Source organism: Reyranella aquatilis (assembly GCF_020880995.1).
In the GTDB taxonomy this organism is placed as follows: domain Bacteria; phylum Pseudomonadota; class Alphaproteobacteria; order Reyranellales; family Reyranellaceae; genus Reyranella; species Reyranella aquatilis.
Genome location: NZ_JAJISD010000014.1, coordinates 114,958 through 132,730, shown reverse-complemented (window position 1 = coordinate 132,730; position 17,773 = coordinate 114,958). Strand labels below are relative to the sequence as shown.

The window sequence follows — 17,773 nt, the reverse complement described above, 5'->3', positions numbered from 1 at the left end:
TAGAATCCCACAGTTAGATCTTGAGGATGTTCTTTACATCTAACGCGACGAGAGTTGCCGCACTTATCGCCACGGCGGAGCAACACTGAACTATGCTTATGAGGAATGTCGCGAGAACGCTGACAAGGATCGGAGAGTATTCTCTACCCGTTTTGGCATGAGTAGTTCGGTCAGATCCACCGATCTCATAAAGCGCATATAGAAACATAAAGAGAATTGCGCCGCTCAACATCATGGCAATGATGTCCATGAAGACTACACCTCCGCCAGTTGGAAGTGGCTTTGGCGTTCCGTCTGGCATCTTGCCCAACGGCGCCAATCCACGACTCAGCGCTTCTAGCTGGGCACTTTTGAGTTGGACTGTTGCGATAGCAGAGAGAATGCCAAATACAACGGCGCCCACGTAAGCTAGGCCAACTGCGATCACGTTAAACGCGACAAGCGAACACTTCGTGCCACATGATTCAAATGAGATGGATTTGAAGTGCGACCAGAAAAGATCATTGATCGACGCGCCTAGAACTATCAGAGCCGGTGTCGGTATGCAGGCATAGAATAAAGGCAACACCAGTGGCCAAAGAGCCGCCGCGCAATAGAGCTGCTTTTGCCTTTTAAATTGATCAGATAGAGCGCGAGACATCGTTCGACCTTCGCTCAGATGGAGCACGTCAGTCGGTTTCTCTTGGATGATCATGAGTTGTGGTTCAGTCACGAATCCAGACCTCGTCGTATTTAGCCTAGAGGAATTTAGCAGCTGAAACGAGTGTCGTTCCATTTCAGGCAAGCAATCCGATGGCACTGTGGAAGGTTCCATCGTCTTTCCCGAGGCGAACCCACGAACGTCCAGGCACTTTGTAAGTCGTCGCCATCGCGCTGCTTCGCTTTTTGGGCACGATCATCTGCAGCAGCCGTACATTCCGAGGGTGAAAGCAAAACCTAGGAACACGACCGTATGTATACTGTCGAGAGCGGCGCGATTTTCGTTACTTCCATTTCAGCAAGTTTTTGGAGATATTCCAAGTAAGTCCGCAACTACTGAAGACTATGGGTTTTCTCTAGCAGCCGGTGGCCTTGCCACATCGGTAATGTTCGACCTGTCGCACGAAGCCGCGCCATAGATCGCGGCGCTTGGCGAGCCATCGGGTGCGATCGGGTTCGGGCCAGGATCTGAAAGGGACGCCGTTCCATGGCGTGCGCTTTTCGCTTTCGTGCGTCTGCAGATGGGAGAGCCAGACCAGGGCGGCGGCGGCGTGGGCTTCGTGGGGGAACTGGCCCAGTTGTTCGCAGTCGGGTTCGAGCCAGCGGTCGAAGGTGAGGCCGAGGGTGCGTTCGACGCGGGCGAAGTCGCGGCTGCGGTGGGCGATCTCGGCGTGGCAGGCGGCGACGGCTCTCGCGCGCCAGTTTCTCCCGGCGGCGGCGGGATCGTGGGCGCCGGTCGCGAAGGCGGGCGCGGGGAGGGGACGGCGGTGGCGGCGGATGAGGTCGGCGACGGTCTCCGTGGCGGGGCGGGCGAGACTGTCGGGCATGCGGACAGTATCGGATCAAGGTCCGGATTTGGCAAGGGAGAGCCGGATAAAAGTCCGGAACTGGTTCCGGCCAACTCAATAGCATGAGGGCCGGGAGTGATCGGTCTTTCACCGGCGCTCCCGGACATTGCTGCGCAATGTCCTGACGCTCACGGGGCTGAGCTTCGCTCAGCCCTACCGACGCTCCCCGTCGTTGGCCGCGCTTCGCGCGGCTAACGACCACCCTTCATGAGTTCGTCCCACTCCAGCACGCGGTAGACGCGGAAGACGGTCTTGCGGTCGACGTCGAATTCCTTGGCCGGGCGGTATTGCGCGAGCTTGAGGGTCTTCAGCGAGATGCCGACCAGCAGCTTCACCACGGTCTGGCGCACGCTGGAGCCCGCAATCGGCCTGAACTCGACCACGACATGGTCGTTGACGCTGGGGGCGCGGTCGCGCTCGACGTAGATCAGGCTGTTGGGCTTGCGCCACGGCCACATCGAATCGCCCACCACGTTCAGCGCGAAGACGTCGCCGCGGCCCAGGATGCCCGGTGGGCGCGCGACATGGTCGATCACGGTGCCGTTCATCTCGAACTCGCCGTTGCCGTCGCCGCCCATCGCGGTGCCGTAGAGCGGCACGTCCTGCAGCATGTGGCCGATCATCGGCCGCGCCGGCGCGTCGAAGGCAGGCGCGACGTTGCCCGCGATGTCGCCGATGGGCACACCGCCGGACCCCGCGCTGCTCTCGTCGGGGCTCTCGCCCTGCAGCTCGGCGACGCCGACGGGCCGGCCGGTCTTGCGCGCCGCGCCGGCGGCCAGCTTCGCATAGGTCTTGTCGGTCAGCGTCTTGGCGCCGGTCGGATCGTCCAGGAACTTGCGCAGCGTGCCGTCGCCCAGGCCGGAGAGGGTCTCCCACTGGGCGACGTTGAGGCCGGCTCCCGCCATGAAGCGGCGGAGCGCGCGGCGGCGCTGATTGGCGTCGAAGGCCATGCCGGCATCATGGCACGGACAGGAATAGAATCCGAGCGGAGTTTTTTCCGGAATCCGTCTTGTCACGGAAAACAATCCGGATATGCTTGCCGGTCATGACCTCTCCCACGCTCGAAGCCGTCGCCCGTGTCCGCCGCTGGCTCGCCGCCACCCGGATGCCCCGCGGCGAGGTCGCCGCCCGCGCGGGCGTCGACGAAAAGACGCTGCGGCTGGCCGCGCGGCCCGGCTGGAACCCGACGGCCAACACGCTGGCCCGGCTCGAGGCGCTGATCCCGCCGGAGTGGACGTGATGCACCGCACCGACATGAAGCGCCCCGGCATCAGGCGCGCCGATATCAAGTGCGCCGGAATCAAGCGCACCGACATCGAACGCGCCGATATCAAGAGCCGGGTGCCCGCGCCTGCGTCCGTGCCGGCTTCCATGCCGGCGCATCCGCTGCTGGTCGAGGATGCGCGCGACTGTCTCGGCTTCGAGCGCCAGGCCCACTTCTCGGCGCGGGCCGCGCGCATGGCGACGCGCGACATGCTGGCCGACCGCGCGCGCGAACTGGGCATTGCCGAGCGCGACGTCGAGCGCGCGGTCGATGCGGCGCTGGCGGCTGCCGCTCAGCCGGCGGCGCGGGCGGCGAGGTGACGTTCGGTCGTTTCGAGATGGTGGATCAGCGGCACCAGCGTCTCGCGCACCCGCTCGCCGCGCAGGCTGGCGTCGATCCACGCGGCCGCCGCCGCCGGATCCTGCAGCGCGCCCTCGGGCACGCGGAACTGGGTGCGGGCGGCCTGGAACGCCCAGCGCGCGCGCTCCAGCACGTCGAGATCGTCGGGACTGTCGACCAGGTCCTCGAAGTCGGCGCCGACTTCGGCCGCGTCGCCGATGCGCCGCAGCACGCTGCGCGCCGCCTCGAAGCACGGCGTGCCCGGTTGCGGCGCTTCCTCGGCGAAGCGCGGATTGACGACCAGCGTCTCCAGTTCGAGCAGCAGCGTGCGCAGGCGCGCGACATGCAGGCCGGCGACCGCGGCGCGGCGGCGGCGGCGCGCATGGTCGGTCCACTGGCTCACGGCCCAGCTGCTGAAAACGCTGATGCCGGTGACGAGGATCGCCGCGCCGGTCAGCAGGAAGGCGGTGCGCACGTCGCCGCCGGCATGCGTGGCGCCGGTCGCGACGGCGAGGCAGAAGCCCGCCACGAGCCCGAGGCTCGCCGGCGCGGCGATGCGCTTCAGCCCGTCGCGCCATCCGGCGGCCGGACCAACTGTTGCGTCGGGCCGCAGCACGGCCGAATCGTCGACTCGGCCGCCCCCGGCCGTGGTCGTTCCCAAGTTCATGCGGATTCCCCAATCCCCGCGCCCAGACAAGCACCGCCCCGCACCGGAGTCGAGGGGGGTACCGTCACACCGCGCGGGACAAACTCACTTTTCCCCGAGCCAGACCGGCCACATGCCCTTGCGCGCCTTGCGGGCCTCGAACTCGGCGTCGGCGTAGCGCTGGCTGGCGCGCGGTTCCCACGACAGCGCGTCCTCCAGCTCGTGACCCCAGGCCACGCCCGAGGCCAGCATCGCGCCGCCGAGATCGACCGGCTGCGCCTCGTCGAGCGCGCATTGCGCCACCAGGCGGCAGTCGGAATCGAAGCGGGCGATGCGGCACTTCACCTTGTGGTCGGCGCGCGCCAGCAGGTCCTCGAGCGTGGCGCGGGCGCGCATGCCGCCGACCGTCTCCGCCTTCGCCGCGTCGCGCAGCGCCGGCGCCTGCAGGCCCCAGAGTTTCAGCGGCGCCTTCAGCCCGACCCCGCCCAGCTGCTCGCCGTCGATCGCATAGGCCTGGCCCGACCAGCTCTGCGGCAGGGCGCCGGCACTGGCGCAGGCGGCGGGCTTCGCCGCGGGAGCCGGCGGTGCAGCGGGCGCGGCGGCGGGCGCCGCCGGCTTGGTCTGCGCGAACGCAGGGCCGGCGCACAGCAGCAGCGCCAGCGGGAGCAGGCCGGATCTTTTCGCGAATCTTTTCATGCGCCGACGGTGGCGTGCGTTTGCGGCGACGACAAGGCCGCACGGAGGATCGACATGGCTGAAGAGAGGCGGGGCGACATCGCGATCACGGATCGGACACGGCCGGCGCGCGCGCGGCGCGCGGCGCGGCGCACGGGGCGGCAAGAGGGCGAAGGCTTCGCGGGAGCCGCGCCATGAGCCGCGGCCGTCCCTGGACCGCCGACGATGCCGCGCGCCTGCGGCGGCTGGTGGCGGCGGGCCACACCGACGGCGAGATCGCCGCGGCGATGGCGCGTCATCCCGACCTCGTGCGTCGTCGCCGCCGCGAGGCGGGGCTTTCGCCCGGCCAGTCGCGCGCCGCCACGGTCGCGCTGATGCGCGTGAACCGCCGCCGTCTCGGCAAGAAGGTGGCCGGCCGCATCGATGCCGGCTCCGAGGGGCAGGGCTGATGGACGAGCGTCCGGTGCGCTTCACCGAAGCGCTGGGAGCCGAGATCTGCCGCCGCGTCGCCGAAGGCAATCTGCTGCACGAGGTCTGCCGCGCGCGGCGCATGCCGCTGGCCGGCACGGTGAGGCAATGGCTGCGCGAGAACGCCCAGTTCCGCAACCGCTACACGCTGGCGCGCGAGACGCTGGCCGACGCGCTGGCCGAGGATGCGATCCGCGTCGCGCGCGAGGCCTCGCCCGGCGACGCCACCGCGCGCCGTCTCTATGTCGATGCGATCAAGTGGTACGTCGCGCGCATCGCGCCGGGCAAATACGGCGAGCGTCCCGCGCCCGAGGCGACACTGCGCGTGACGGTCGGCGATGCGATCGAGAAGGGCCGCGAGCGGGTGAAGCGCCTGCGCGAGGTGTGAGAGGAACGCCCTCCTGTCGGTGCGCTGGCGCACCCTGTTCCGCCTTTATTTGTCCGCGTGATCTTTGCCGGCGTGGGCAACCGGTTCGTCGAACGGGCCGTTCTCCACGGACAAGCGCCGCCGTCCCGGCCGCGCACATCCGATGGAGATTTTCGTGAACAACAACAACCAGACCCAGAACCCGAACCAGAACCAGCAGCGCGAGCAGGCCCAGAAGGAACAGCAGCAGAACCAGAAGCAGAACCAGGGCGGCAAGGAGCAGGGTTCGGACAAGAGCCAGGGTCAGGGCCAGAAGCCCGGCCAGTCCGAGAACCGCTGATCCGGTTCGATAAGAGAAGCCCGCCGCAAGGCGGGCTTTTTCTTGCGCGCGGTTCCTGCGCGGCTCGCGGCTATCGCCTCAGAAGGCGATGGTCGTTGGCGTGCCGAAGAAAGCGCAAGGTCCCTCCCTTAGGCTCGGGATGACAATGTTGCTGGAATCGACGCAGTGCGCCGATCAAACGAACAGTGTCATCGCGGGCGGGGGAACCCTCGCCCTGGAGCGTAAGCGAGGGACCCTTATCTTCTATGCGCATCTCCGCCGCGTCAGGCGTCCGTCTTCAGGATCCAGCGCCGCGCCGGTGCGACCCGGCGGAACAGCCGCATCGGCCGCTGCGCCGCCGCGATCAGGCCGAGCAGCCGCCGCAGCTCCGGCTTCTCGCCGCCGGTCGGCATCACGAAGGCGAGCGGCCCGACCTCCTGTGCGCCCGCGGCCTCGCGGATGCGCGCGCCGATCGCCTCGACCTCCTCGAGCGTGAACACGCCCTGGCCGTTGCGCCCGTCGAACAGCTTGCGCCACGGCACCAGGCCGGCGCGGACGAGGAAGGCGAAGAGCGATTCGATGTCGCCGCGCGTCACGTCGCCCTCGGCGACGATGGTGACGAGGGGCGGATTGGATTGGGCGGTCCAGTGGAGGGGCATGTTCGGGGAGAGGTTGGTCGAGTTCACCGGGTCCTATCCTATCCCGGCCGGTGCGGCGCGGGGAGGCGGACGGCGGCAGTTTCTCCGCCGGCAGGTCTCACGGTTGGACGCTGGCCTGTCGCGGCTGGTCCCTTCGTGTCGGCGACGCCGCGCACGAACCTGCTCTTTACGAACCGGCCCTTGTCGTAGAGCTGGCTGATCTCCCATCCGCCGAACGAGGGCGCTTGGCGTCCGGCCCGCCTCTCTGTCCGCTAACGGGCAGAAGGCACGAACGCATTGGTATCTCAGGCGCTTCGGGTGGCATGATCGCGAGCGGGCGACCCCGGTGCACCTCCGCGTCACGCGAGGGCGCGGCGCGGGGCGCGAGAGTCGGGTCATGCCGGTCTATTGGAAGATCGATTCGGAAGCGCAGCTGTTCGACGTCCAGTGCGAGGGGGTCGTCGGCCTCGCCGACCTGCAGCGCATGCTCGACGCGGCCGCGACCTCGGGCGCGCTCCACTACCGCAAGCTGTTCGATGCGGAGAGCGCCGATCTCAGCCTGTCGGAGGACGAGATGATGACGCTCGGCGTCCGGCTGAGGACTCTCCAGGACACCGCTCTGGGGCCTCTGGCGCTCGTGCTGCGCGACGAACAGGCCGTCGCGCTGTCGCGTCTGCTCGGCATCCTCGCCGTCGCGCGGCGGCCCATCAAGGTGGTGCGGGACGCGGCCTCGGCTCGCAAGTGGCTCGAATCGAGACCCGTGCTGCAGGCCCTGTCGGGCGACACGGCCGCTGTCGGTCCGACTTCCGACGTTGGGTTTCAGTCCGGACGGCCCGCGACGTAGGCCCGGACCGCGGCCTTCACCGCCTCGCAGGGCTCCTCGGCGCGGCGCAGGATCTCCGGGTCGCCGAGAAGGGCGCGCCTCTCGCGCAGCCGGTCGCCCAGTCGGCGATCGGCTGCCGTTGCCTGTCTTGTGCAGTTTCACGAAATATGAAAAAACATATCCGTTGGCTAGCGTACCGTAGCGACTTCGATGCCCTGGGAAGTCGGCCGTCGGCGGTTGACCCTCCCTCCCTCGAAAATCCCTGCGGTCCTGACCGTCGATCCAACGGGGGAGGCTGCGATGCGCATGAATGATCGGACTGTTCGGACCGCGCCGCGGGTGCGGCGTGTCGCCGGCACCGTATCGACGCTGCTGGCCATGAGCCTCGTTCTGGCCGCGTCGCCCGCGCTGTCGCAGGGCGCGATGGGACCGGGTGGCGGTGCGATGACGCCCCAGCCTCGCGTCGCACCGGCCGCCCCGCAGGCGCCCACCATCACGCCGCAGGCGCCGGTCGTCGCGCCCCAGGTGCCGCAGATGCCGGTCGTCGCTCCCTCGGTCAACCAGCCCGTCCCGCAGCCGCAGACGCGCAGCGCGACCAGCAACTCCAACCGCGATCACATCGATCAGGATGCCCAGACGGACATCAAGAAGCTCACGACGTCCGGCGGAAGCTCGACCGGCGGTACGAGCGGCCCGCAGAAGACCATCCGTGTCATCAACAACTCTGAAAGTGATACAGCGACCGTTGACGCGCAGTATTCGAGAACGACCGGCGCACCGACCGGTCCCGCGAAGCCGCAGCCCAACTATTCGAACAACCCGATCCCGGGCATCGACGTCGTGGTGCAGAAGAAGCCTGCCGGCAACGCCATCAAACAGACCACCGGTGGCGACGGGCAGACGACGTTCAGGCAGTTGGAACCGGGCACCTACGACGTCGCGCTGCCGAAACTGTCCGGCGGGGGCACGCTGAGCATGACGGTCTTCGTCAATGGCACGCCGGCCTCGCGCACCGACTTCCCGGTCGGCAGCTCGACCGGGACCTTCACGGTCGCCAAGGCCAGCGACACGGTCATGCTCAAGTTCCAGACCAACTCCGGCCAGACACCGGTCAACGGTGTCGGCGGCACGGGCGGCGGGAGGTACACCTTCAAGTAACGCGCGGAGGACGGAGCAGCCTCTCCACTCTGTTCGCGGCGAGTATCCGTGGTGGTTGGCGTTGTGAAGAAAGCGAAGGTTCCCTCGCTCATGCTCGGCATGACACCTCTTGCTTGATCGGCGCGCCGCGCGAATCCCAGCAAAACTGTCATCCCGAGCGTGAGCGAGGGACGTCTGCCTCGTGGGCGATCGCTTTGGCTCCGGTGGCGCGAGATGGACTTCGCTCGGCTCCGCTCCCACGCATCACGGCGACGCCTCGCTAAATTGCATGCACGCCGCAATTGCGCGCAGTTCTTGTGCACATTCATTCCGTGTGTAAGGATGCTTCCGGGAGAGTCGGTTTTGCTGGCTTGGGGGAGAGCTTTCATGCGGAACGGAGTCGGTGCGCGACGCGCACGCGAACGGGGCGTGAAAACTGTGGCCTTGTCCGCGGCCCTGCTCCTGTCGTTGTCGTATCCCGCCGCGTCGCAGGGCCCGATGGGGCCCGGCGGCGGCGCGATGACGCCACAACCGCGCGTGGCACCGCCGCCTCCGCCACCGATACCGCCGCCGGTCATGGCGCCGCCGGCGCCCGGCCTGCAGCCCGGCGCGCCGGCCGGGCCCGCGCCGCGCACCGGCTCGGCCTCCGGCAGCGACGTCGCGCCTCAACCGCAGGTCGCGCCCGCGCCCGTCCCGTCAACACCCGTCCAGCCGGTGCCGCGCGACCGCCCGCCCGCGACGGCGACGACAGCGACGGGCAGTCCGCCGGCCGCCGCACCGGCCGTGCCCTCCGTCGATCGGACGGCGGCGCTCGGCTCGGCGACCCGTGGCCTGCAGCCGGCGCGCGACGTGCCGCTGGTCGCCACCGACGACAAGGGCGGCAACCGCACGCAGGTCCGCACCGACGGCAAGGGCCAGTTCTCGCTGGGCACGCTCGCGCCCGGCGTGCGTGACCTCGCGCTCCCGCTCGCCGACCTGCAGCGCGCGCTGCCCACCGGCACGAAGCGCCTGCCCAGCGTGACCGTCAGCCTGGTCGTTCCGGCCGCGCCCGGCGCCGGGCCGCGCGGCAATCTCGTGGTCCACACCTATGTGCGGCCCGATCCGAAGAAGGACATCCGCGCCCGCATCACCGTGCCGCGCAACGGCGGCGGCACCATCGTCGACTGGGGCGACGGCACGCCGCCGGTCGACACGGTGCGCGACGGCTGGCCGGTCAATGTCGGCGGCGGGCGCGGCCCCGTCGACACGATCGGCACGGTCTCGTTCGTTCGCAAGTTCGAGAAGATGGGATTCATCCAGATGGATCCCTGCACCCCGTGGTGGCACTGCGAGCCGCCACCCGATTCCGATCCGCCGCCGATGGACGATCCGTGGACCGAGATCCTCCCCGAGGGCGACCCGCCGCCCGACGATCCCTTCATCGAGATCGTCGAGCTCGACGATCCGCCGAAGGACGATCCGCCGCGCGACCGTCCGCCCTGGGAAGATCCGCCCAAGGACGATCCGCCCCCGCCCCAGACCGGCGAGAAGGGCACCTTCGACGTCGGTCCGCTGCGGCCGGGCATCCGCGAGATCAGGCTGGGCCTGCCGATCGCCGAGCCGCCGCGGCCGCCGGTCAAGGTGGCGCTGCTGCTGCCGGTCGAGCCGCGCGCCGCCGTCGAGGCGATCAATGCCGGCGGGCGGCCGCCGCGCGTCGGCGAGAAGGACCGTCTGCATCTCGTCGAACACATCTATGCGCCCGACACCACGGCGCAGACGCTGCGCGTGCGCATCAGCATGGCGAAGGACGGCAGTGGCGCCCTCGTGGACTGGGGCGACGGCACGCCGATCACCGACGTCAAGCGCGACGGCAAGCCGATCGCCGCCGCCAGCGTCGACCGCGAGGCGGTCGGCCGCATTCTTTTCCTCGGCCCCAAGAAGAAGCAACCATAGGACACAAGATGAAGAAGAAACTGATCGCGCTCTCCACCCTCGCCTCGGGCGCGCTGCTGGCCGCCCCCGCGCAGGCGCAGCTCGCGCCGCAGACGGTCACCGTCGCGCCGGCCTCGCCCTCGGCCACGTCGCAGTCGACGGCGGTCAACAGCGGTGTCCAGAGCCAGGCCAACACGACGGCCTATGTCACGCTGCCGGGCATCAGCGCGGTGATCCAGCAGACGCTGGCCGGGCCGGTGCTGGCCGGCCCGCGCCGCACGGCCGACCTCGCGCCGCTGCACAGCGGCGTATCCGCCGGCGACGATCCGATGAGCTGGCAGGTCTGGGCCCAGACCGGCGGCGGCCAGAGCGTCAACAGCGTGGGCGTCGGCGGCTACACGATCGGCAGCTACGGCGCGCAGCTCGGCGTGCAGAAGCAGATCACGCCCAAGTTCCTGTTCGGCGTCAGCGGCGCCTGGCAGGGCTCCGACGGCACGCTGACCGGCGGCTTCGCCTCGACCAACTCGACCTTCGGCGTCACCGCCTATGCCGGCTACCAGCTCGACGAGAACTGGAACGTCTCGGCGATGGCGGGCTACAGCGGCGGCACGAACTCGATGACCAACTCGGGCTTCAACTATCGCGCCACCTACGGCAGCAGCCAGTGGAACTTCCAGGGCGGGCTGAACGGCTACTACAAGGTGGGCGCCGTGGTGCTCGCGCCGATGGTCTCGATCCTCTACTCGCCGATCAACAGCTTCGGCTACACCGACAGCAACCTCGTCGTCGTGCCCGGCCAGTCGACCTCGCTGACCCGCGGCTCGGTCGGCGGCTTCATCAGCCTGCCGCTCGACAAGTGGCAGCCCTATGTCCGCGCCACCCTCGAGCACGATTTCAGCCTGCCCACCGGCAGCTGGGTCAACGGCTACACCGGCGGCACCGTGGGCGCCGGCGCGACCGTCCCGCTCAACGACACGATCTGGGCGTCGGTCGACGCCGGCTACAACTCGATCGGCCGCTACGCCCTGTCGTCGTGGTCGGGCAGCGTGCGGCTGAACGTGAGGTTCTGAGAAGGGAAGCCGATACGAAGCGAGGGGAGGGACGTGACATGACCCGACGGATGACATGCACGGCCGGGGCGATGCTCCTTGCCGGCCTCGGCGGCTGGACCTCCTCCGCCTTCGCGCAGGGACCGATGGCGCCGCGCATGGACGTGGCGCCGCCGCCCGCCCGCGTCGCCCCGCCGCCGCCGCCGACGTTCATCCCGCCGCCGGTCGCCCCCACGCCGCCCATGGTGCCCGTCGCGCCCGCGGTGGCGCCGCCACCACCGCCGCCCCCCGCGCCCAAGGCACCGACGGCCACCGCGCCGGTCGTTCCGGCGCCGGTGGCCACCCCGAACCCGATCCCGTCGCCGGCACCGACGGCTCCGACCGCCTCGCCGGAGACGCCGCGCGCCACGGCCACCGCAGCGCCGCCGCCCTACACCGATTCGCAGGTGAAGGCGCTGCGCGGCGTCGGCGTGAGCCAGCGCGGTCCCGGCGTCCAGCGCCAGGTCACCAGCGATTCCAACGGCGTCGTGTCGCTGGCCAGGCTGGGACCGGGCCGTCACGAGCTGACGGTCAATCCCCGGAGTCTCGGAACGGGACCGCAGCCCGGCGCCCAGCCGGTCGCCCTCGTCGGCCTGCTGCTGCCGGCGGTCCAGAAGGTGCGCGAAGGCGAGCGCCGCTACCGCACGTTCGTCGTCCGGGCGGTCGACGGCCAGAAGCCCCTGCAGGTCAGGATCGACGTCGACGCCAGCGGTCAGGTCTCCACCGTCGACCCGGGCACCGGCATCGGCGTCAACGTGGCGGCCGGCGACGTGAACGGCGACGGTCGCGCCGACATCAAGCTGTTCGAGGATCTCGCCAAGCGCAACACGTCCGGCGAGACACGTCTCGTCTTCGTCACGCCGGTCCCCGGCAGCACCGCCGCCGCCCTGGCCGACGCGAACAACATCCTGCAGGAAGTGAGCACGACGCGGCTCGGTACCTCGCCGGGGAACCCGGGCGCGGGCGACAAGCCGACCGCCAACGAAGCGGCCATCAACACGAGCCGCTCCAACATCAAGCGGCCCTCGCTGGAGGCCGTGGCGGGCGAACCCGAAAAGCCGCAGCGGAACTATCAAAACAACCCGATCCCGGGCATCGACGTCGTAGTGCAGAAGCAGCCGGGAGGTGGCGCCATGACGCAATCCACCGGCGGCAACGGCACGTCGACGCTGGGCGTGCTGACTCCCGGAACCCATTCGGTGGTGCTCGACACGAAGAAGCTGCTGGACGTCCGACTGCCCGGCGGGCCCGGCAGCGAGCCGGCGCAGCCGGCCGGCATCCTGATCGGCCTGCTGCTGCCGGCGGTGCAGAAAGTGGGCGAGGCGCCGCAGCCGAGGATGGTCGAACGCACCTTTCCGCGGTCGCTCCTCGCCAACGCGCGCGCGCTGCAGATCGACATCGTGATCCCCGACGGCGGCGGCAGCCCGAAGGTGAACTGGGGCGACGGAAGCCCGACGACTGACGTCGGCCGGGACGGCGTACCGGCCCCCTCGGAATTGCGATTGCGCATCTCCGCCGACGTGTCGACCATACGGGTACAGAGTCTGTCGATCCCGCAAACCGGGTCTGGCGGCCCCGGTACGCCGACCGCCAACGAAGCGCCCATCGTCACGAGCCGCTCCAACATCAAGAAGCCGTCGGTGAAGCTTCCCGAAGTCGGCGTGACGGCGACGGGGCCGGATGGCACGCGGCAGTTGCGCAGCGACGGCGAAGGCTGGACACGGCTGGGCAAGCTGCCGGTCGGCAACACGGTGATCGAGTTCAGCGGCGCGGACCTCGCGTCGGCGCTGAAGAAGACCGCTGAGCCGACGATACCGACGGCGCAGCAGGTCTCGGGCTCGACGGGAATCATCATCGGGGTCGTCGCTGCTGTCAGGATCGACGGCACCGTGGCGGTCTTCACCGGCTCCGTGCCGGCCAGTGACGTGACGACGCTCAAGGCCGATCTTCGCATCGGCCGCGACGGCAATGCGATGGAGGCCAACTGGGGCAACGGCCAGCAGCTGCCGCAGATCCTGCCGCGGACCGGCACGGCGTCGCTGACCGTGCCCGGACCCGACGGCCCGATCCCGCTCGATCCGGCGATGGTGAAGTCGCTGCAGGATCGCGCCGCCGGCAGTGCGCCTGGACTGGTCGACGCCAACAACATCCTGATGGATGTGAGTACGACGCGCTGACGGCGTGCAGGTGATCGCGGCGCGCGACGTGGCCGTTCGTCTCGTCGCGCTCGTCACGCTCGCGGCGATGCTGGCCGGGTGCGGTCAGGGCGGAGCCGCGCGCGACGAGACCGCGGCGGGGATCGCGCGCGCGGCGGGGCTTGTCGCGGCAACATCCGGGGGCGCGGGCTTCGATCTGCAGAGCTGGCGGCGCGACGACGGACGGCCCGGGCCGCTGTTCGTCTACCTCGAGGGCGACGGGCTCGCCTACATCGACGCGCGCACGCCGTCCTCCGATCCGACGCCGGCGGATCCGGTGGCGCTGCGCCTCGCCGCCGCCGATCCCGGACCCGCCGTCCTCTACATCGCGCGGCCCTGTCAGTTCGCGGCCGGCCGCGCCGATCCGCGTTGTAGCGTGCGCGCCTGGACGACCGGCCGGTTCGCCGACGATGTCGTTGCGTCGGTCGATGACGTCATCACGCGCGAGCGGCTGCGCCATCCCGAACGCGCGCTGGTGCTGGTGGGCTATTCCGGCGGCGGCGTGATCGCGGCGCTCGTCGCGGCGCGACGCAGCGACGTGGCGCGGCTCGTCACCGTGGCCGCGCCACTCGATGTGGCCGACTGGACGCGCCGCCTGGGCGTGTCGCCGCTCGACGGCGTGCCGCTGCCGCTCGACCGGATCGACCGCCTCTCGCGGATACGCACGGTCGCGTTCGCCGGCGGTAAGGACAAGGTCGTGCCCGTCGCCTCGGTCGCCTCGGCGATCGACAGGCTCGGCGCGTCGGCGACGCTGATCGTCGAGCCGGACTTCGACCATCGCTGCTGCTGGTCCCGCGACTGGCCGCGCCTGCGCAACGTCGCGCTGGCCGCGCGATAGATCGGCCGGTAAAGCGGCGCCGCGTCAGCCGGCGCGGCGGTCGAGGGCGGCGCTGGCGTTGCGGCGGGCCATTTCCTCGGCGACGGCGGAGGGCACGCAGACCTTGTTCACCGGGTTGAGCACGGTGCCCAGCGACTTGGCGATCACCAGCGCAACCGGGATGCCGACGATCGAGAAGCACAGCGCGAACACCTGGATCGCGTTCAGGATCACGAACAGCACGCCGAACGGCAGGTAGAGGATCATCACGATCGTCGAATAGGCTTCCCACACCGGGTTCTGCTTCACGTTGAGGCTGGCCTTGCTCACCATCTCGTTGCCGAACGGCGCGAGCAGGAACTTGCCGAACTCCATCAGCCCCAGCCCAAGCGGCGCGGTGACGACCAGCAGGGTGAGCACCAGCCCGAGCAGCCAGTAGAAGGCCGCCGTCAGGAACCCGAGGAACGGGACGTGCCACAGGATGTTGCCGAGGGTCCGCATGTGTCTTTCTCCAGCACCGGCCGCCGGCGCGCACCGACACCTTGCCCTGCCGGCGCCGCCCGCTCAAACGCCGCCTTCCCGGCGAGGGCGGCCAGAAGGATTGGGCTGGCAGTCGCCTCCGATTGTCGGCAGGGTTGGCCGGCTTCTGGCGCGTGTCGCCGGATGAGAGGAGGCACGCATGAGCGGCACGCGCAGCCATTGGGAAGAAGTCTATTCCACGAAGTCTGAAACCGCCGTGAGCTGGTTTCAGCCGCACTCGGAGCGGTCTCTCGAGCTCATCGCATCGGCGATGCCCGATCGTGCGTCGGCGATCGTCGACATCGGGGGCGGTGCATCGCGGCTGGTCGATGACCTGATCGCCCGGGGCTACACGGACCTGACGGTTCTCGACGTGGCCGAAGCAGCCCTGGAGAAATCCCGGACGAGGCTCGGCAGAGAGGCCGGCAAGGTCGCGTGGATCGCGGCCGACATCACCCAGTGGCGCCCGCCCCGCGCCTATGCCGTCTGGCACGATCGCGCGGTCTTTCACTTCCTCACCGAGCCGGACAATCAGGCCGCCTACCTCTCGGCCCTGGAGGCAGGCACATCGGCGGGCTCCGCCGTCATCATGGCGACGTTCGCGCTGGACGGTCCCGAAAAGTGCAGCGGCCTTGCGGTACAGCGCTACAGCGCTGCCACGCTGGCGGCACGCCTCGGTCCGGCGTTCAGCCTGACCGGCGAAGCCTCCGAAGCGCACCGGACACCCTGGGGGACGGAACAGCGGTTCAGCTATGCGACCTTCAGGAGGCGGACTTAGAGAGAAGCGGTACCGGGCCGCACGATCTTCTGGCCGCGATGGCGCGGGCGGCCGGAGCGATGCTAGCGTGACAGCATGTGCGGAAAGTTCACGGCGCAGGCTTCGTGGCGCGAGGTGGTCGCCTTCTCGCAACCGCTGACGGTGGGTGACGCCGCGAGCGATGGCGAGGGCGCGGAAGCCGGGGCGGGCGAGGACGGCATCGTCACGTATCGCGTCGGCGCGGCGGTGCCGGTGATCGTGTGGGATGCCGAGGCGGGACGGCGCCGCGTCGTGCCGATGCGCTGGGGCTTTCCCGATCCGCGCGACTGGCGCCGGCCGCGCCCGATCCATGCGCGCTCCGAGACGATCGACCGGAAGGAGCCGTTCCGCACGCCGTTCCATGCCGGCCAGCGCGGCATCGTCGTCTTCCGCACCTTCAACGAGGGCGAGGAGATCACGAAGCCCTCGGGCGCGACCGCGACCAAGCAGTGGACGATCGATCCGCGCGACGGCCGGCCGCGCGGCTTCGCCTTCGTATGGCGGCGCTACGCGATCGAGGGCCAGCCCGCGCCGCTTCTGTTCTGCGTCATGGCGACCGTGCCGGCCAACGAACTGATCCGCCGCACGATCAAGAGCGGCGAGGGCGATCCGCGCATGCCCGCGATCCTCGAGGACGGCGATCCCGCCTGGTCGACCTGGCTGGGCGAAAACGGCGCCGACGCGATGGCGGCGAAAGCGCTGCTGCGCACGATGGAAGGCGTCGGCTGGACCTCCGCGCCGGAACCGCCGAAGCCGCGCACGCGCAAGAGCTGATCGACACGCGCCGCTCGGTCTCGCGAAGACCGGTGAAAGCTCGATCCGGCGGGCACGGTCCTGCGCCTGGAACTCTTTACCGCGTGGGCCGTTGAGGTCGACTCCAGGGAGAGACCGCATGGCCGCGAAGAAGAACGCAGCGAAGAAGAAGTCAGCGAAAAAGAAAGCAGCAAAGAAGAAGGGCGCGAAGGCGGCGAAGCGCAAGACCGCCGCGAAGTCGGCCAACCGGCGCGAACTGATCGACACCGGCACCAACAAGCTGTTCGTTCGCCGCAACGAGCGCGGGACTTCCTTCAAGGAGGTCGTCGACGTCAGCAGGTCCCTGAGGTCCGATCGTCGCCAGAAGGCCAGGACGGTCAGCAAGCCGGGTCAGGGTGACCGCGGCGATCGAGCCCGGCGCTGATCCTCGAAAGAATGAAGAGCTGGGTTCTGGCGGGGGCGATCAGCCTCGTCGCGGCCGTCGTTGCGGCGCTCGCCTTCGGCGCTTGGAAGAACAGCGACTTCGTGGACGGTCAGAGCGACCGGCTCCGCATGGAGGGGACGTTCGTCAACGGCTTCTACGACCAGGGCATCGAGGACGTGGGCTTCATCGCGCAGCCCGACAAGCACGTCACCGCGCGCAGGCTGCTGGATTCGCGTGTCATCTACGACGCCTCCTACACGACCGGCCCGGATCGCTTTCGCGTCGTGCCCAGGGTGGAGGGCGCGCCGCGCTGCCTGCTCCAGTTCGGCGATTCCTTCACCTTCGGCGAGGGTGTCGACGACGACGAGACTTCGGCGGCGCAGATCGTCGCCCGGAGCCGGGGAGAGGTCGAGGTCAAGAGCCTCGGGATCGGCGGCTGGGGACCGCACCAGTTCCTCGCCGGGCTCCAGTCGGGCCGTTTCCAGCGGGCCATCTCCTGCAAGCCGACCGATGCCGTCTACCTGTTCATTCCCGCCCACACGGCGCGCGCCGCGGGACGCGGCAAGTGGGACAGGTTCGGCCCGCTCTTCGTCGTGGACGACGACGGGCGGCCGGTGCGCGAGGGCAACTTCAACACGGTGGGCAGGAGCTGGCGCGAGCTGATCGGCTTCAACCGTCTGACCGAAGAGGAGGAGGAAGAGCTGGCGGCCGCGCTGATCGCGGAAGCGTCGCGCGAACTCGAGCGGCTCTACCCCGGCATCCGCTTCCACGTCTTTACCTGGGACGGCACCACCGAGGGTGTCGTCCGGCGACTGCGCGAGCAGGGGCTGCGCGTCCATACGATCCGCCAGATCATCCCCGACTACAGCGATGCCTATCTGATCGCGCCGCCCTTCGAGTATCACCCGACGCCCGCCGCCTATGAACGGATCGCGGACTACTTCCTGAGTCTCGACCGCTAGAGTCTTTCCACCTCATTTTGAGCCACCGGCCTCACCCTGAGAGGCTGGCTCGAAATGAATTGAATCGCTTCAAGCCCTTACCTCA

Annotated in this window: 22 protein-coding genes; 15 read left to right on the top strand and 7 right to left on the bottom strand. The window is 69.2% G+C overall.

Going from position 1 to position 17,773, the window contains the following annotated elements; genetic code table 11:
- Nucleotides 1-13 precede the first annotated feature (13 nt).
- The 3 genes from LJ725_RS25850 to LJ725_RS25840 all read right to left on the bottom strand — a co-directional run bounded on the left by LJ725_RS25850 (nucleotide 14) and on the right by LJ725_RS25840 (nucleotide 2,497).
- Nucleotides 14-712 carry a hypothetical protein gene (locus LJ725_RS25850; protein ID WP_230553839.1) on the bottom strand — a complete coding sequence of 233 codons (699 nt, stop codon included), beginning with the start codon at nucleotides 710-712 and terminating at the stop codon, nucleotides 14-16.
- A 343-nt stretch (nucleotides 713-1,055) separates the two neighbouring features.
- Nucleotides 1,056-1,526 (bottom strand): hypothetical protein, encoded by a 471-nt coding sequence (locus tag LJ725_RS25845; RefSeq protein WP_230553894.1) that lies wholly within the window; start codon nucleotides 1,524-1,526, stop codon nucleotides 1,056-1,058.
- A 212-nt stretch (nucleotides 1,527-1,738) separates the two neighbouring features.
- Nucleotides 1,739-2,497, bottom strand: a complete 759-nt coding sequence (locus tag LJ725_RS25840) for a LexA family transcriptional regulator (RefSeq protein WP_230553838.1) — start codon at nucleotides 2,495-2,497, stop codon at nucleotides 1,739-1,741.
- A gap of 95 nt (nucleotides 2,498-2,592) precedes the next feature.
- Between LJ725_RS25840 and LJ725_RS25835 the strand changes: the two genes are divergently transcribed.
- Entirely contained in the window at nucleotides 2,593-2,787 is a 195-nt protein-coding gene (locus LJ725_RS25835; protein WP_230553837.1) for a hypothetical protein, read from the top strand.
- The gene (locus tag LJ725_RS25830) at nucleotides 2,787-3,131 is read left to right on the top strand and encodes a hypothetical protein (protein ID WP_230553836.1); all 345 of its coding nucleotides are present in this window, start codon (nucleotides 2,787-2,789) and stop codon (nucleotides 3,129-3,131) included. Before LJ725_RS25835 ends, LJ725_RS25830 begins: the two co-directional genes overlap by 1 nt.
- Here LJ725_RS25830 and LJ725_RS25825 read toward each other — a convergent pair.
- Complete coding sequence (locus LJ725_RS25825; protein WP_230553835.1) at nucleotides 3,104-3,817, bottom strand: hypothetical protein; 714 nt, start codon at nucleotides 3,815-3,817, stop codon at nucleotides 3,104-3,106. The genes LJ725_RS25830 and LJ725_RS25825 overlap by 28 nt on opposite strands.
- A gap of 84 nt (nucleotides 3,818-3,901) precedes the next feature.
- Nucleotides 3,902-4,492 carry a thermonuclease family protein gene (locus tag LJ725_RS25820; protein ID WP_230553834.1) on the bottom strand — a complete coding sequence of 197 codons (591 nt, stop codon included), beginning with the start codon at nucleotides 4,490-4,492 and terminating at the stop codon, nucleotides 3,902-3,904.
- Between the two features lie 173 nt (nucleotides 4,493-4,665).
- On the opposite strand from LJ725_RS25820, the gene LJ725_RS25815 reads away from it, so the two are divergent.
- The 3 genes from LJ725_RS25815 to LJ725_RS25805 all read left to right on the top strand — a co-directional run bounded on the left by LJ725_RS25815 (nucleotide 4,666) and on the right by LJ725_RS25805 (nucleotide 5,646).
- Complete coding sequence (locus tag LJ725_RS25815; RefSeq protein ID WP_230553833.1) at nucleotides 4,666-4,920, top strand: hypothetical protein; 255 nt, start codon at nucleotides 4,666-4,668, stop codon at nucleotides 4,918-4,920.
- Nucleotides 4,920-5,327, top strand: a complete 408-nt coding sequence (locus tag LJ725_RS25810) for a terminase small subunit-like protein (protein WP_230553832.1) — start codon at nucleotides 4,920-4,922, stop codon at nucleotides 5,325-5,327. Before LJ725_RS25815 ends, LJ725_RS25810 begins: the two co-directional genes overlap by 1 nt.
- 154 nt (nucleotides 5,328-5,481) lie before the next feature.
- Complete coding sequence (locus tag LJ725_RS25805; protein WP_230553831.1) at nucleotides 5,482-5,646, top strand: hypothetical protein; 165 nt, start codon at nucleotides 5,482-5,484, stop codon at nucleotides 5,644-5,646.
- 263 nt (nucleotides 5,647-5,909) lie between these two features.
- Here LJ725_RS25805 and LJ725_RS25800 read toward each other — a convergent pair whose 3' ends face one another.
- Nucleotides 5,910-6,311, bottom strand: coding sequence for a hypothetical protein (locus LJ725_RS25800; protein ID WP_230553830.1), 402 nt, complete (start codon nucleotides 6,309-6,311; stop codon nucleotides 5,910-5,912).
- A gap of 349 nt (nucleotides 6,312-6,660) precedes the next feature.
- On the opposite strand from LJ725_RS25800, the gene LJ725_RS25795 reads away from it, so the two are divergent.
- The 6 genes from LJ725_RS25795 (at nucleotide 6,661) to LJ725_RS25770 (ending at nucleotide 14,255) form a co-directional block, all read left to right on the top strand.
- On the top strand, nucleotides 6,661-7,107 hold the full coding sequence (locus tag LJ725_RS25795; RefSeq protein WP_230553829.1) for a hypothetical protein: 447 nt from the start codon (nucleotides 6,661-6,663) through the stop codon (nucleotides 7,105-7,107).
- Nucleotides 7,108-7,392: 285 nt separating this feature from the next.
- Nucleotides 7,393-8,244, top strand: coding sequence for a carboxypeptidase-like regulatory domain-containing protein (locus LJ725_RS25790; protein WP_230553828.1), 852 nt, complete (start codon nucleotides 7,393-7,395; stop codon nucleotides 8,242-8,244).
- Between the two features lie 366 nt (nucleotides 8,245-8,610).
- Nucleotides 8,611-10,155, top strand: coding sequence for a hypothetical protein (locus LJ725_RS25785; RefSeq protein ID WP_230553827.1), 1,545 nt, complete (start codon nucleotides 8,611-8,613; stop codon nucleotides 10,153-10,155).
- 8 nt (nucleotides 10,156-10,163) lie between these two features.
- A complete protein-coding gene (locus LJ725_RS25780) occupies nucleotides 10,164-11,204 on the top strand; it encodes an autotransporter outer membrane beta-barrel domain-containing protein (RefSeq protein ID WP_230553826.1) in 1,041 nt (346 codons plus the stop codon).
- A gap of 38 nt (nucleotides 11,205-11,242) precedes the next feature.
- Nucleotides 11,243-13,399, top strand: coding sequence for a hypothetical protein (locus LJ725_RS25775; RefSeq protein WP_230553825.1), 2,157 nt, complete (start codon nucleotides 11,243-11,245; stop codon nucleotides 13,397-13,399).
- A 28-nt stretch (nucleotides 13,400-13,427) separates the two neighbouring features.
- Complete coding sequence (locus LJ725_RS25770) at nucleotides 13,428-14,255, top strand: alpha/beta hydrolase (protein ID WP_230553824.1); 828 nt, start codon at nucleotides 13,428-13,430, stop codon at nucleotides 14,253-14,255.
- Nucleotides 14,256-14,279: 24 nt separating this feature from the next.
- Here LJ725_RS25770 and LJ725_RS25765 read toward each other — a convergent pair whose 3' ends face one another.
- Entirely contained in the window at nucleotides 14,280-14,735 is a 456-nt protein-coding gene (locus LJ725_RS25765) for a YccF domain-containing protein (RefSeq protein ID WP_230553823.1), read from the bottom strand.
- Between the two features lie 178 nt (nucleotides 14,736-14,913).
- Here LJ725_RS25765 and LJ725_RS25760 point away from each other — a divergent pair, with 178 nt between their 5' ends.
- The 4 genes from LJ725_RS25760 (at nucleotide 14,914) to LJ725_RS25745 (ending at nucleotide 17,688) form a co-directional block, all read left to right on the top strand.
- A complete protein-coding gene (locus LJ725_RS25760; RefSeq protein ID WP_230553822.1) occupies nucleotides 14,914-15,531 on the top strand; it encodes a class I SAM-dependent methyltransferase in 618 nt (205 codons plus the stop codon).
- Between the two features lie 75 nt (nucleotides 15,532-15,606).
- Nucleotides 15,607-16,323: an SOS response-associated peptidase family protein gene (locus LJ725_RS25755; protein ID WP_230553821.1), complete on the top strand. Its 717-nt coding sequence runs from the start codon at nucleotides 15,607-15,609 to the stop codon at nucleotides 16,321-16,323.
- 118 nt (nucleotides 16,324-16,441) lie between these two features.
- The gene (locus LJ725_RS25750; protein WP_230553893.1) at nucleotides 16,442-16,726 is read left to right on the top strand and encodes a hypothetical protein; all 285 of its coding nucleotides are present in this window, start codon (nucleotides 16,442-16,444) and stop codon (nucleotides 16,724-16,726) included.
- Between the two features lie 11 nt (nucleotides 16,727-16,737).
- Nucleotides 16,738-17,688, top strand: coding sequence for an SGNH/GDSL hydrolase family protein (locus tag LJ725_RS25745; protein ID WP_230553820.1), 951 nt, complete (start codon nucleotides 16,738-16,740; stop codon nucleotides 17,686-17,688).
- The last annotated feature ends 85 nt before the right edge of the window (nucleotides 17,689-17,773 follow it).

What these genes read in the sequence shown, in the direction of transcription:
- LJ725_RS25840 (WP_230553838.1), bottom strand. Translation starts at nt 2,497, where the DNA reads ATGGCCTTCGACGCCAATCAGCGCCGCCGCGCGCTCCGCCGCTTCATG.
- LJ725_RS25750 (WP_230553893.1), top strand. Translation starts at nt 16,442, where the DNA reads ATGGCCGCGAAGAAGAACGCAGCGAAGAAGAAGTCAGCGAAAAAGAAA.
- LJ725_RS25755 (WP_230553821.1), top strand. Translation starts at nt 15,607, where the DNA reads ATGTGCGGAAAGTTCACGGCGCAGGCTTCGTGGCGCGAGGTGGTCGCC.
- LJ725_RS25835 (WP_230553837.1), top strand. Translation starts at nt 2,593, where the DNA reads ATGACCTCTCCCACGCTCGAAGCCGTCGCCCGTGTCCGCCGCTGGCTC.
- LJ725_RS25785 (WP_230553827.1), top strand. Translation starts at nt 8,611, where the DNA reads ATGCGGAACGGAGTCGGTGCGCGACGCGCACGCGAACGGGGCGTGAAA.
- LJ725_RS25815 (WP_230553833.1), top strand. Translation starts at nt 4,666, where the DNA reads ATGAGCCGCGGCCGTCCCTGGACCGCCGACGATGCCGCGCGCCTGCGG.
- LJ725_RS25810 (WP_230553832.1), top strand. Translation starts at nt 4,920, where the DNA reads ATGGACGAGCGTCCGGTGCGCTTCACCGAAGCGCTGGGAGCCGAGATC.
- LJ725_RS25830 (WP_230553836.1), top strand. Translation starts at nt 2,787, where the DNA reads ATGCACCGCACCGACATGAAGCGCCCCGGCATCAGGCGCGCCGATATC.
- LJ725_RS25760 (WP_230553822.1), top strand. Translation starts at nt 14,914, where the DNA reads ATGAGCGGCACGCGCAGCCATTGGGAAGAAGTCTATTCCACGAAGTCT.
- LJ725_RS25790 (WP_230553828.1), top strand. Translation starts at nt 7,393, where the DNA reads ATGAATGATCGGACTGTTCGGACCGCGCCGCGGGTGCGGCGTGTCGCC.
- LJ725_RS25775 (WP_230553825.1), top strand. Translation starts at nt 11,243, where the DNA reads ATGACCCGACGGATGACATGCACGGCCGGGGCGATGCTCCTTGCCGGC.
- LJ725_RS25820 (WP_230553834.1), bottom strand. Translation starts at nt 4,492, where the DNA reads ATGAAAAGATTCGCGAAAAGATCCGGCCTGCTCCCGCTGGCGCTGCTG.
- LJ725_RS25795 (WP_230553829.1), top strand. Translation starts at nt 6,661, where the DNA reads ATGCCGGTCTATTGGAAGATCGATTCGGAAGCGCAGCTGTTCGACGTC.
- LJ725_RS25765 (WP_230553823.1), bottom strand. Translation starts at nt 14,735, where the DNA reads ATGCGGACCCTCGGCAACATCCTGTGGCACGTCCCGTTCCTCGGGTTC.
- LJ725_RS25745 (WP_230553820.1), top strand. Translation starts at nt 16,738, where the DNA reads ATGAAGAGCTGGGTTCTGGCGGGGGCGATCAGCCTCGTCGCGGCCGTC.
- LJ725_RS25845 (WP_230553894.1), bottom strand. Translation starts at nt 1,526, where the DNA reads ATGCCCGACAGTCTCGCCCGCCCCGCCACGGAGACCGTCGCCGACCTC.
- LJ725_RS25780 (WP_230553826.1), top strand. Translation starts at nt 10,164, where the DNA reads ATGAAGAAGAAACTGATCGCGCTCTCCACCCTCGCCTCGGGCGCGCTG.
- LJ725_RS25825 (WP_230553835.1), bottom strand. Translation starts at nt 3,817, where the DNA reads ATGAACTTGGGAACGACCACGGCCGGGGGCGGCCGAGTCGACGATTCG.